Annotated in this window: 10 protein-coding genes; 9 read left to right on the top strand and 1 reads right to left on the bottom strand. The window is 56.4% G+C overall.

The genetic code is table 11. The features are described from left to right. Positions 1-4: 4 nt before the first annotated feature. Entirely contained in the window at positions 5-1,114 is a 1,110-nt protein-coding gene (locus DFO48_RS10130) for an SPFH and helix-turn-helix domain-containing protein (RefSeq protein WP_003073404.1), read from the bottom strand. A gap of 390 nt (positions 1,115-1,504) precedes the next feature. Here DFO48_RS10130 and glyQ point away from each other — a divergent pair, with 390 nt between their 5' ends. The 9 genes from glyQ (at position 1,505) to DFO48_RS10085 (ending at position 12,856) form a co-directional block, all read left to right on the top strand. Beyond that, positions 1,505-2,443 carry a glycine--tRNA ligase subunit alpha gene (gene glyQ, locus DFO48_RS10125; RefSeq protein WP_003073403.1) on the top strand — a complete coding sequence of 313 codons (939 nt, stop codon included), beginning with the start codon at positions 1,505-1,507 and terminating at the stop codon, positions 2,441-2,443. Positions 2,444-2,540: 97 nt separating this feature from the next. Continuing rightward, entirely contained in the window at positions 2,541-4,655 is a 2,115-nt protein-coding gene (gene glyS / locus DFO48_RS10120; RefSeq protein ID WP_114863289.1) for a glycine--tRNA ligase subunit beta, read from the top strand. Between the two features lie 82 nt (positions 4,656-4,737). After that, on the top strand, positions 4,738-6,033 hold the full coding sequence (locus tag DFO48_RS10115; protein WP_114863288.1) for a nucleotide sugar dehydrogenase: 1,296 nt from the start codon (positions 4,738-4,740) through the stop codon (positions 6,031-6,033). A 15-nt stretch (positions 6,034-6,048) separates the two neighbouring features. Next, the gene (locus tag DFO48_RS10110; RefSeq protein WP_114863287.1) at positions 6,049-6,996 is read left to right on the top strand and encodes a Gfo/Idh/MocA family protein; all 948 of its coding nucleotides are present in this window, start codon (positions 6,049-6,051) and stop codon (positions 6,994-6,996) included. Next, on the top strand, positions 6,993-7,571 hold the full coding sequence (gene wbpD / locus DFO48_RS10105; RefSeq protein WP_114863286.1) for a UDP-2-acetamido-3-amino-2,3-dideoxy-D-glucuronate N-acetyltransferase: 579 nt from the start codon (positions 6,993-6,995) through the stop codon (positions 7,569-7,571). The genes DFO48_RS10110 and wbpD overlap by 4 nt, the downstream gene beginning before the upstream one ends. A gap of 58 nt (positions 7,572-7,629) precedes the next feature. Then, positions 7,630-8,718: a DegT/DnrJ/EryC1/StrS aminotransferase family protein gene (locus DFO48_RS10100; RefSeq protein WP_114863285.1), complete on the top strand. Its 1,089-nt coding sequence runs from the start codon at positions 7,630-7,632 to the stop codon at positions 8,716-8,718. Positions 8,719-8,780: 62 nt separating this feature from the next. Next, positions 8,781-10,622, top strand: a complete 1,842-nt coding sequence (locus DFO48_RS10095; RefSeq protein WP_114863510.1) for an acyltransferase family protein — start codon at positions 8,781-8,783, stop codon at positions 10,620-10,622. Between the two features lie 6 nt (positions 10,623-10,628). Then, positions 10,629-11,906 carry an oligosaccharide flippase family protein gene (locus DFO48_RS10090; protein WP_114863284.1) on the top strand — a complete coding sequence of 426 codons (1,278 nt, stop codon included), beginning with the start codon at positions 10,629-10,631 and terminating at the stop codon, positions 11,904-11,906. Then, complete coding sequence (locus DFO48_RS10085; protein ID WP_114863283.1) at positions 11,894-12,856, top strand: methionyl-tRNA formyltransferase; 963 nt, start codon at positions 11,894-11,896, stop codon at positions 12,854-12,856. The genes DFO48_RS10090 and DFO48_RS10085 overlap by 13 nt, the downstream gene beginning before the upstream one ends. Position 12,857 lies beyond the last annotated feature (1 nt).

The raw sequence follows: 12,857 nt of genomic DNA, 5'->3' as shown, positions 1-12,857 counted from the left end.
GGGGTCAGCCGCGCAGGAATTCGTCCAGCGCAGCCTGGGCGATGCGCCACTGGCTGCCGATCTGGCGGGCCTTGAGGTTGCCGGCCTGGATTTCGGCCAGTACATCGGCTTCGGCCACGCCCAGCACCTGCGCCGCCTGGGCAGGGGTCAGCACCTGCAGACCGGCGGCGGCAGGGGCGGCAGGCGTCTGTGCAGCTTGGGCTGCAGCCGGCGAGAAGGGGTCTGCCGCAGCAGCGGCCGGGGCGCCTGCAGCGCCGCCGCCTTGCATGCCCTTCATCATTTCCTGGGCCATGCCGAAGCCCATGGCCATGGTGGCCGGAATGGTGGCTGCGGCAGCGCCTTCGCCGCCGTTGGCCATGGCCTGGCCCATCTGGTACTTCACATAGTCGTTGAGGTTGCCGATGGCGCCCATGCTGGAGCGCTTGTCGATGGCCTGCTCCACCTCGGGCGGCACGGAAACGTTTTCCAGCAGGAAGCTGGTGATTTCCAGGCCGTATTTCTCGCTGACGGCGGGGTTGATGAGCTGCAGCAGCGCGTCGCCCAGCTCGCTGTAGCGCTGGGCCACATCGAGTGCCGGCACCTGGGCCTTGGCCAGGGCTTCGGAGAAGATGCTGACAATGCGCGAGCGCATGGTGTCGGCAAACTCGTCGATGCGGAAGTTCTGATCCGTGCCCGCCACCTCCTTGAGGAACAGGGCGGCGTTGGTGATGCGGAAGTCATAGGTACCGAAGGCGCGCAGACGGATCACGCCAAAGTCCTTGTCGCGCATCATGATGGGGTTGGAGGTACCCCATTTGTTGCCCGTGAACAAGCGCGTGTTGATGTAGTAGACATCGCACTTGAAGGGCGAGTTGAAGCCGTACTTCCAGCCGCGCAGGGTGGACAGAACAGGGATGTTCTGCGTGGTCAGCAGGTGGCGGCCCGGGTTGAACAGGTCTGCGAACTGGCCTTCGGAGACGAACTGCACCTGCTGCGACTCACGCACGATGAGCTGGGCGCCGTTCTTGATTTCCTTGTCTTCATCGGGCCAGCGATACGACAGCGTGTCGCGCGAATCATCGGTCCATTCGATGATTTCGATCAGTTGCTTGGTGATGATTTTCATGAAATCCATGACGTGCTCCGAAAGAGGATGACGGGAAAGGAATCATTCTAGGAGGCAAACCGCAGCAGTCGGTTCCGGGATGCATGGCAGTTGCGCAGAAATTGTTAAAAAGTGAGCGCACTACGCTTGTTATTCAACAGTTTCATGGTCTATTGATACTGAATCTTCCTGTTCATGGTTGGTAAGCGCTAGCATTTTGATTTTCACATTTTGAAATCACCGGCTGGAGCCCTTTCGTGAAAATGCCTGCTGTGGGGCCGCGCAGACAGACTACGTCCGTGATCAGTGGCACAGACTTAGAATCTACCGCTTATGCGGTCGATACCGCACAGAACACCTCTTAATGAAGATGCCGCCCGCAATCGCCAGTGATTGCTGACGTGCGAACGTATACAAGTCATGCTGACCTTCCAACAAATCATTCTGAAACTGCAGTCCTACTGGGCCGAACAGGGCTGTGCATTGCTCCAGCCCTATGACATGGAAGTCGGCGCCGGTACCTCGCACACCGCGACCTTTCTGCGTGCCATCGGCCCCGAGCCCTGGAAGGCGGCCTATGTGCAGCCCAGCCGCCGCCCCAAGGACGGCCGCTATGGCGAGAACCCCAACCGCCTGCAGCACTACTACCAATTCCAGGTGGTGCTCAAGCCCGCACCCGACAACATCCTTGAGCTGTATCTGGGCTCGCTCGAAGCCCTGGGCTTTGATCTGAAGAAGAACGACATCCGCTTTGTCGAGGACGACTGGGAAAACCCCACGCTGGGCGCCTGGGGTCTGGGCTGGGAAGTCTGGCTCAACGGCATGGAAGTGACCCAGTTCACGTATTTCCAGCAAGTGGCCGGCATCGACTGCAAGCCCGCGACCGGCGAGATCACCTACGGGCTGGAGCGTCTGGCCATGTATCTGCAGGGCAAGGAATCGGTGTACGACCTGGTCTATACCGACGGCCTGTCCTATGGCGACGTGTTCCATCAGAACGAAGTGGAGCAGTCCACTTACAACTTCGAGCATTCGAATGCCGATTTCCTGTTCAGCGCCTTTGCGGCCCACGAAGGCACGGCCAATCAGCTGATCGACGCCCAGCTGGCGCTGCCTGCCTATGAGCAGGTGCTCAAGGCCGCCCATACCTTCAACCTGCTGGACGCCCGTGGCGCCATCTCGGTGACCGAGCGCGCTGCCTATATCGGCCGCATCCGCAATCTGGCCCGCGCCGTGGGCAAGAGCTATCTGGACAGCCGCGCGCGCCTGGGCTTCCCCATGGCCCCCAAGGCCCATGCCGACGAGGTGCTGGCTGAGCTGGCCAAGGCCGCAGAGCAGGCAGCCAAGAAAGCCGCTTGAGCCTGTCTGAGCCGCTTTCACGCTACCACCGTCCCAAATTCCAAAATTTCAGCAGCCAGCCTTGATCTAGAAAGCGCTGACTGCTATCAAAATCATCATGAACGCATCGAATCTACTGGTTGAACTGTTTGTCGAAGAGCTGCCGCCCAAGGCGCTGCAAAAGCTCGGCGATGCTTTTGCTGCCGTCATCTTCGAGCAGCTCAAGGCCCAGGGACTGCTGGCATCGACCGAGTCGCGCCTGACCGCCTACGCCTCGCCCCGCCGTCTGGCCGTGCACATCACCGAAGTGCTGCCCCAGGCCGAGGACAAGGCTGTCTCGCAAAAGCTGATGCCTGTCTCCGTGGCGCTGGATGCCGAGGGCAAGCCCACGGCTGCACTGCTGAAAAAGCTGGCGGCCCTGGGGGCCGACGAATCCGCCGTGGCCGCTCTGAAGCGCCAGGGCGAAGGCAAGGCCGAAGCCCTGTTCTACGAATCCACTGCCAAGGGCGTGCTGCTGACCGATGGCGTGCAAAAGGCGCTGGACGAAGCACTGGCCAAGCTGCCCATCCCCAAGGTCATGCGCTACCAGTTGCAGGACGGCTGGACCAGCGTGCACTTTGTGCGTCCGGCCCACGGTCTGGTCGTGCTGCATGGCACCCAGGTGCTGATCGGCGTGAAGGCCCTGGGCCTGACGGCCGGTGCCGCCACCCATGGCCACCGCTTTGAAGCCGCTGTGGACCCCGTGGTCATCCAGAATGCCGACAGCTATGCCGAGCAACTGTGCGAAGAGGGCGCCGTGATTGCCAGCTTCACCGAGCGCCGTGCCGATATCGTCCGCCAACTGCAGGCGGCTGCCGAACGCATTGGTGGCGACGTGCGCCCCATCGACGACCCGGCCCTGCTGGACGAGGTGACGGCCTTGGTCGAGCGCCCCAATGTGCTGGTCTGCGAATTCGAGAAGGAATTCCTGGCCGTGCCCCAGGAGTGCCTGATTCTGACCATGAAGGCCAATCAGAAGTACTTCCCGCTGCTGGACGCCAACGGCAAGCTGACCCACCAGTTCCTGATCGTCAGCAACATCCAGCCCCAGGACGCTTCGGCCGTGGTCGGCGGCAACGAGCGTGTGGTGCGCCCCCGTCTGGCCGACGCCAAGTTCTTCTTCGACCAGGACCGCAAAAAGACCCTGGCCAGCCGCGTAGAGCAGCTGGACAAGGTGGTCTATCACAACAAGCTGGGCACCCAGGGCGAGCGCATCGCGCGCGTACGCGCCATCGCCAAGAGCATTGCCCAGCAGTTGGGCAACTCCGAGCTGGGCCGTCTGGCCGACCAGGCTGCCATGCTGGCCAAGACCGATCTGGTCACCGACATGGTGGGCGAGTTCCCCGAGCTGCAAGGCATCATGGGCCGTTACTACGCCCAGAACGACGGCCTGGATGTGGCTGTGGCAGATGCCATCGAAGACCACTACAAGCCCCGCTTCGCCGGCGACGAACTGCCGCGCGGCGATGTGGGCGTGATCGTGGCCCTGGCCGACAAGCTCGAAACCCTGGTCGGCATGTTCGGTATCGGCAACCTGCCCACTGGCGACCGCGACCCCTTCGCCCTGCGCCGCCATGCGCTGGGCGTGATCCGCATGCTGGTCGAAAAGGACCTGGAGCTGGATCTGGAAACCTTGCTGGTCAGCACCTTGCCCGCTTTTGGCGACAAGATCCAGGACGCCACGCCCCAACTGGTCGAATTCATCTACGACCGCCTGGCCAATATGTTCCGCGAACAAGGCTATAGCGCCCAGGAAGTGGAAGCCGTGCTGGCCCTGCAGCCCCAGCGTCTGTCCGACGTGCAAAAGCGCCTGGAAGCCGTGCGAGCCTTTGCGACCCTGCCCGAGGCTGCTGCCCTGGCTGCGGCCAACAAGCGTGTGGGCAATATCCTGAAGAAGGCCGAAACCGACGTTCAGCCCCAGGTGAGCGAAGCGCTGCTGGTGGAGCAGGCTGAAAAAGACCTGTATGCGGTGCTGCAACAAGTGGCGCCCAAAGCCCAGCAACAGTTTGCAGCAGGTGATTACACCGCCAGCCTGCAAACACTGGCAGCATTGCGCGAGCCTGTTGATGCCTTCTTTGAGCATGTGATGGTGAATGCTGAAGATGAAGCACTGAAAGTTAACCGCCTGAGTCTGTTGGCCAAGCTGCATGCGGCGATGAATCGCGTGGCGGATTTGGCGAAGTTGGCTGTGTGATTTTCAATTGATTGGCCATGGTCAGGGTTGTGCGCGACGCCATGGCCAGTGCACAAGCGATTTTTTAAGGAAAACTGATTCCATGAATTTTTCAGATGCCACCATTGCCATCATTGGCCTTGGTTATGTCGGCCTGCCATTGGCGGTGGAGTTTGGGAAGCATCGTCCGGTGCTTGGGTTTGATATCAATCGGGCTCGCGTGGCAGAACTGCAAAGCGGCAAAGACCACACCTTGGAATGCACATCCGATCAGCTGCAAGCTGCAGCGCAATTGCGCTACAGCTGCGAGGTGGACGACCTAAAGAAATGCCGCGTCTTTATTGTGACCGTCCCAACTCCGGTGGGAGAGGCTAACCGGCCGGATCTCACGCCTTTGATCAAAGCCAGCCAGACCGTGGGTGCAGCGCTGAAAAAGGGCGATGTGGTGATTTACGAATCCACCGTGTATCCCGGTGCCACTGAAGAAGTCTGCGTGCCTGAACTGGAGCGAATCAGCGGCCTGAAGTTCAACCAGGACTTTTTCTGCGGCTACAGTCCCGAGCGCATCAATCCCGGTGACAAGGTCAACACGCTGACCACCATCAAAAAAATCACTAGCGGCAGCACCCCCGCAGTAGCGGATGCCGTGGATGGCCTGTATCGTGAAATCATCACTGCGGGCACCCATAAGGCCAGCAGCATCAAGGTCGCAGAGGCGGCCAAGGTGATTGAAAACACCCAGCGTGATTTGAATATTGCGCTGGTCAATGAGCTGTCCGTCATTTTTGCCCGTTTGGACATTGATACCTTGGATGTCCTGGAGGCCGCAGGCAGCAAATGGAATTTCCTGCCTTTCCGCCCCGGCATGGTCGGCGGGCACTGCATTGGCGTGGATCCATACTATTTGACGCATAAAGCAGAGCAAGTTGGCTATCACCCTCAGGTCATTCTGGCCGGGCGGCGTATTAACGACAACATGGCGCGTTACGTAGCTCGGGCTACCATCCAGCGCATGCTGAAAAACGGCATGGATGTGCCGCGTTGCCGCATCGGTGTGCTGGGCATCACCTTCAAGGAAAACTGCCCGGACATTCGGAACAGCAAGGTTGCTGACATGGTGCGTGAGTTCGAAGCCTGGGGTGCCCAGGTTGTGGTGGCTGACGCCTGGGCCGATGCGGCTGAAGTGCAGCATGAATACGGCATCCCCTTGGGGCAGATCAGCCCAGAGCAGCCAGTTGATGCTCTGGTGGTCGCAGTGGGGCATAACGAATACCGCGCCCTCACTCCCGCCCAGCTCAAAGCCCTGACCCGCAGTCCACAGCCTGTGCTTGCCGATGTGAAAAGCCTGTATGACCGCCATGCGATGGCCGAGGTCGGCTTTAGCGTGTTCCGTCTGTAAACCTCACATAACACAATGAAAAACTTTGCCCTCATTGGCGCTGCTGGCTATATCGCACCGCGCCACCTCAAAGCCATCAAAGACACAGGTAACAATCTGCTGGTGGCCATGGATGTGAACGACTCCGTCGGCATCATGGACAGCCACTTCCCTGAAGCCGAGTTTTTTACTGAATTTGAAGCCTTCTCCGCTTACGTGGAAGACTTGAAGCTCCAAGGTCGAAAGCTGGACTACATCGCCGTCTGCTCGCCCAACTATCTGCACCTGCCGCACATGAAGTTTGCGCTGCAAAACGGCATCGATGTCATTTGCGAAAAGCCCCTGGTGCTGCGCACCGCCGATTTGGACACCCTCCTGCGCTACGAGGCCGCCTATGGCGCCAAGGTCAATTCCATCCTTCAACTGCGCCTGCACCCCTCCATCCTGGCGCTGCGCGAAAAAGTGCAAAACGCGCCCGCTGGCAAAGTGTTTGATGTGGATTTGACCTACCTCACCTCGCGCGGAAAGTGGTACCTCAAATCCTGGAAGGGCTTTGACGAAAAATCTGGTGGTGTAGCCACCAACATCGGCGTGCACTTCTACGACATGCTGCACTTCATCTTTGGCAACATCGTCAAAAACGAAGTCCATTACCGCGACGACAAAACCACAGCCGGCTATCTGGAATATGAGCGCGCCCGCGTGCGCTGGTTTCTCTCGATTGATGCTGATCACTTGCCAGCCAACGCTGTCAAGGGAGAAAAACTTACCTATCGCAGCATTACGATTGAAGGCGAGGAGCTGGAGTTTTCCGGCGGTTTTACCGATCTGCATACACAAAGCTACCAACGCGTGCTGGAAGGTCAAGGCTACGGTACCGAAGACAATCGCGCTGCCATCGCCACGGTGGAAGTCATTCGCACTGCGCCCATTACCGCCAGTCCTGCCAACCCACACCCACTGCTGGCAAAGGTGAGTGCATGACTTACTCCAAGCACGACAGCGCAATTGTTGATGAAGGTGCCCAGATCGGGGAAGGTTCGCGCATTTGGCACTTTGTGCACGTCTGTGCTGGAGCACGCATTGGCAAAGGCGTCTCGCTCGGTCAAAACGTGTTCGTGGGCAATCGGGTCGTCATCGGCGACCGGTGCAAGATACAGAACAACGTCAGCGTGTACGACAACGTCACGCTGGAAGAGGGCGTTTTCTGTGGCCCCAGCATGGTGTTCACCAATGTCTACAACCCTCGCTCGCTCATTGAGCGCAAAAGCGAATACCGGGATACTTTGGTAAAAAAAGGCGCCACTCTGGGTGCGAATAGCACCATTGTTTGTGGGTGCACCATTGGTGAATACGCTTTCATCGGCGCGGGGGCCGTAGTCAACAAGGATGTACCTGCCTATGCCTTGATGGTCGGTGTTCCTGCCCGTCAGATTGGATGGATGAGCGAATTCGGCGAGCAACTGGATCTGCCTTTGCAAGGGCAGGCCGAGGCGACCTGCACGCATAGCGGCGCTCGCTATGTGCTGCAAGGCAGTGCGCTGACCCAGCTCCCTTGATCTTATTTCCCTGCATTTCCTTAGCAGAATATTGCGGGGGCCAAAAACTTACAGACCCATGGACTTCATCGATCTCAAAACCCAATACCAGCGCCTGAAGCGTGATATCGATGCAGGCATCGAACGCGTCTTGGCACATGGCCAATACATCCTGGGCCCCGAAGTGGCCGAACTGGAAGAAAAGCTGGCTGCCTATACCGGTGCCAAATATTGCATCAGCGTGGCCAACGGCACCGATGCGCTGCAGATCGCCCAGATGGCGCTGGGTATTGGGCCGGGTGATGAGGTCATTACTCCCGGCTTTACCTATATCGCTACTGCTGAAACCGTGGCTCTGCTGGGCGCCAAGCCGGTTTATGTGGACGTGGACCGTCACACATACAACCTGGATCCCACGCAGCTTGAAGCCGCCATTACTTCGCGTACCAAAGCCATTATCCCTGTCAGCCTTTACGGCCAGTGTGCGGATTATGATGCTATCAATGCAATAGCAAAAAAGCACCGTATTCCTGTCATCGAGGATGCTGCACAGAGCTTTGGTGCTTCGTACAAAGGCAAGAAAAGCTGCAATCTCACCACAATAGCCTGCACCAGCTTCTTCCCCAGCAAGCCTCTGGGTTGCTATGGTGACGGCGGAGCCATCTTTACCAATGATGACGAGCTCGCCAAGGCCATGCGCCAAATTGCGCGCCATGGTCAGGATCGTCGTTATCACCATGTGCGTGTCGGTGTGAACAGCCGATTGGATACATTGCAGGCGGCCATCTTGTTACCCAAGTTGGCCGTGCTGGATGAAGAAATAGCGCAGCGGCAGCAAGCCGCCCAGCGGTACACACAGCTACTTGGTCAGCACGGCATCAGCACTTCTCCCCATATTGAAGCGCATAACACCAGTGCTTGGGCACAGTACACCATCCAAGTGGACCGTCGGGAGCAAGTGCAGGAGCAACTCAAGGCTGCAGGCATTCCAACTGCCGTGCACTATCCGATTCCGCTCAACAAGCAGCCAGCGGTGGCGGATGCCGATGTGTATCTTCCAGTGGGTGATGCTGTAGCGCAAAAAGTGACAAGCCTACCCATGCACCCTTATCTGGATGAAGGCAGCATTTTGCGAGTGACCCAAGCGGTTGCCAACGCTTGCAATTAATGAAATCCCTGTAAACCATTTTCAGGCGGTCATTGGCTGCTATTGATTTTTTAGCACCACTCATGGGCACCACTCATTACCGTCCTGAAATTCAGGGTTTACGCGCAATTGCGGTGCTAGCCGTGATGCTGTTTCACTACAACCCCGCCTTGCTGCCTGGCGGGTTTGTGGGTGTAGATGTCTTTCTGGTCATCTCGGGCTACCTCATCGTCCGTATCCTGCTGCAGAAGAAGGTCCAGCCGGACTATCAGTTGACAGCTACGCTGCGCGATTTCTATATCAGCCGCATCAAACGCATTGCGCCAGCATATTTCGCGATGCTGGTGCTAGTGTCGATTTTGGCTGCAGTATTGCTATTGCCTCAAGATTTAGCGATCTACAAAAAAGGACTGAACCAGGCTGTCTGGTTTCACAGCAATAGCTACTTTGCCGGTTTTGGCGATTACTTCGCCCCAGCCACTCACGAACAGCCTTTGTTGCATACCTGGTCGCTGGCGGTGGAAATTCAGTTTTACCTGCTGGCGCCGTTTCTGGTTCTGTTGTTACCAGTCAGAGCGCTCAAGTGGATACTTGGCCTGTTACTTGTCGGTCTGACGGTCCTGGCGCAATACAGGCTGAGCGTGCTGGGCATTCATCAAGATACCTATTACAGCCTGTATGCCCGCCTGCCCGAGTTTTTCGCAGGTGGTTTGATTGCTGCGCATGCGCACAGTTACAGAGGTGGGCGGCACGCTTGGGCTGCGGCTGCGGGCTTGGTGCTGGTATTGCTGGCAGCTGCAGTGCAGCCCCGGTTAGGTCCCTTTCCTGGCCTGCCCGCGTTGTTGCCAGTGGTGGGCGCAGCACTCATCCTTTTGCAGCCAGCGCAAGGCTTTACCCGGCGCCTGCTCGGCAGCCGTCCCATGGCCTTGGTGGGCGAGCTGTCGTATTCGCTCTACCTGTGGCATTGGCCGGTACTTGCTTTGCTGCGCTACTACACCGGAGAACAATTACTGGACATGTCATCCAGTGTGCTGTTCCTTGCTGTTACTTTGTTGTTGGCCACCTTGTCTTTCTATCTGGTGGAGGCTCCGCTGCGAGGCAGTCGTACGGGCGCTCGCCAAGTCATGGGCTATGGCCTGGTGGCATGCGCAGCTTTGGTAACCGTACCGAGCATGGCAACGCTCAATCAGGCGTTGTCACCGCCGCCGCTGCCCATCGAGTATCAGCGTTATGCCGATCCATCCGTTATCTGCCATGGACAGATCGTTGGGGACTGCCTGAAAGGTGATCTGAGCAGCGACAAGGAGGTGCTGGTACTAGGTGATTCTCACGCGGCTATGCTTAACCTGTTTTTTGACCAGTTGGGCAAGGAGCTGGGTTTCAAGGCCAGAATCATTACTGCCAGCAGCTGTGTCACCATTCCAGGATTTGATTACCAGAGGATTTCCGAGTGGGCGCGAAAACCCTGCTTGGAGCAAATCGAACATGCTAAAAAATATCTACCCGGCGTCAAAGATGTATTCCTTGCCGCTAGTTGGAATTGGCAATTCGGTTCCGATGATTTCAAGAGTGCCTTGGATGTTTTTTTATCGCGGCAAAGTCAGGTGGGATCAAAAACTTACATTCTGGAGCAGGAACCCCTGCTCAGTAAAAATCCGCTGCGTGCGATCCGTATTAAGGCCTTAGGGCTTGATCCAAAAATAGAGATTGATCCAGCATATCGGCATACAAATGCCATATTGCAAGACTTGGCCACACGCCACTCAGGCGTTGTAAGCATGAATTTTGAATCGACAGGGATATTCGCCAAAGTGCCTTTTTCCGAAGGTGTGCCGATTTATCTAGATGAGCACCATTTGAACGAAGAAGGTGCCAAACGCTACGCAGTCGTGGCACGTAACGCATTCAAAAACATTATCAATTAAAGACGAATGCGCAGACTCCTTCCTCAAAGCGCCTACGCCCGAAACGTGCTTACCTTGATGACTGGCACCAGCTTGGCGCAGGCCATCCCGATCGCTATCAGTCCTATTCTTACGCGGCTTTACAGCCCGGAGGAGTTTGGCCGTTTTGCGCTTTATATGGCGGTCGCGCTGATTGCCAGCGTATTGGTCACCGGGCGCTATGAACTGGCCATCCTGCTGCCACGCCAGGATCGCGATGCGCTGCACATTGCTGCCTTGGCCATGGCGCTCAGCATCGCAATCAGCGCGGTGTTGCTGCTCGTCGTCCTCTTCTTTGCCCATCCGATCGCTGTACTGCTGGGCGATGCCGCGCTGGCGCCCTGGTTGTACTGGGTGCCTGCATCTACCCTGCTGCTGGGCCTATACCAAAGCCTCAACTACTGGAGCAACCGCAAAGCCCAGTACAAGCGCCTGGCCATCAGCCGGACGGTGCAAAGCGGCAGCGCCGCGCTGGCGCAATTGGGCAGTGGCTACGCAGGCAGTGGCGCCGTAGGCCTGGTGGGGGGGCAAATAACCGGGCAGGTGCTGGCTACCAGCGTGCTGGCGCGCCTGATCTGGCGCGAAGACCACAGCCTCATCCGCACCCTTCTCCCCCTGCGCAGCTTGGCGCTGGCCAAAAAATACATCAACTTTCCCAAATATTTGATCGTCGCTCACGGCTTCAACACCGCTTCAGGCCAGATGCCGGTACTGCTCCTCAGCGCCCTGTTCAATACCACAGCGGCGGGATTTTTCACCCTCACCCAGCGGGTCATGGCTGCCCCCATGGCTTTGGTTGCTGGTGCTCTGGGCGATGTGTTTCGGCAAGAGGCTAGCCAAGCCTATATGCGCCAAGGCCAGTGCAAGGCTATCTATCAGAAGACATTCAAGCGTCTACTGTTGATCTCGGTGGTGCCCTTCACCATCTTTTTCTTTGCCGCTCCTGCGCTATTTGCCTGGATGTTTGGCGAACAGTGGCGTGTGGCCGGTGAATATGCGCAAATCCTGACGCCCATGGCATTCTTGCAGTTCATTACCAGCCCTTTGAGCTCAATGTTCATGATTGCAGAAAAACAGAGGCTGGATTTGCTTTGGCAGATATTTCTATTGTTTCTGGTCATTGTTTCTTTTGCGTTGGGAAAATTTTTTTTTAATGCGGCAGATGCAATGAAAATTTTCTCTGCCGCCTACTGTCTTGCCTACGGAGTAAATGGGGTAATGACTTATCATTTTGCAAAGAATAGTACGTTGCTATGGAAAAATTAAGAATATTGTTGATCACGCAAGGTATTTCCAGGCTGGTGAGACCGTTATTCGCATCAGAACATCAGGTGATTGGGATTCTGGAATCCATGTCGCACGATTTTGATGGTTCAAAAAATAAATCTACATTATTTGGAATTCTGAAAAAAATCTATAGCGCCGTAAAAAGGCAAGATGTATTTCTTCCTGATTTCTGTAGAGGGCAAAATATTCCATATAACTTTATATGGAAGAAAAACTCAAAAGAAATCGCTGGATGGATTGAGGGTTTGAATCCGGATCTGATTGTTGTTTTCAGCATGTCCCAGCTTCTGAAAGACGACATTCTGAAAATTCCACGCTTTGGCGTTATCAATCTGCACCCGTCATTTCTGCCTAGCTACCGTGGCGCCAACCCAGATTTTTGGCAATATTACGATATGGAGATGAATCCCGGTGCCACAGTTCATTACGTGAATGCAGGTGAAGATACGGGCGACATCATCTATCAGGAAAGAGTGAATATTCCCTTGGGCACCAAATCCCCTGCGCGGCTGGACAAGCTGATTGGCGAGCTAGGTGTTTCACTGATGCTAAAAGCCACAGATGCGATTGCCCAAGGCAACGTGCTGCGTATACCGCAGCCAGCACAAAGCCCTACGTTGCGCGCCCGCAACCTGAAGCCCGAAGAGCATGCGGGCATCATTGATTGGGAACATTGGCCGATGGAGCGCATATGGCATGTGTTGCGCGGTACGGAACTGTGGCTGGACGCCATTGCACAACCTGTTGGCCTGTTAGCAGGTCAGCGCTGGTCAATTCAGGAATATGAAAAAACAGAGACGCAAAAAGGTATTCCCGGAAAAATTGGAAGATATAAAAACAGAAAATGTGTTTTTACCAAGGATGGGGTGATTTATATTGGTATTGATTTTGATATCAAAAAATCTATCCTGAAATTTTTTCAGAAATAAT

It is taken from the genome of Comamonas sp. AG1104, assembly GCF_003350425.1.
In the GTDB taxonomy this organism is placed as follows: domain Bacteria; phylum Pseudomonadota; class Gammaproteobacteria; order Burkholderiales; family Burkholderiaceae_C; genus Comamonas; species Comamonas testosteroni.
The sequence above is the reverse complement of the archived record's forward strand: the minus strand, read 5'-3'. Positions and strand labels throughout refer to the sequence as shown.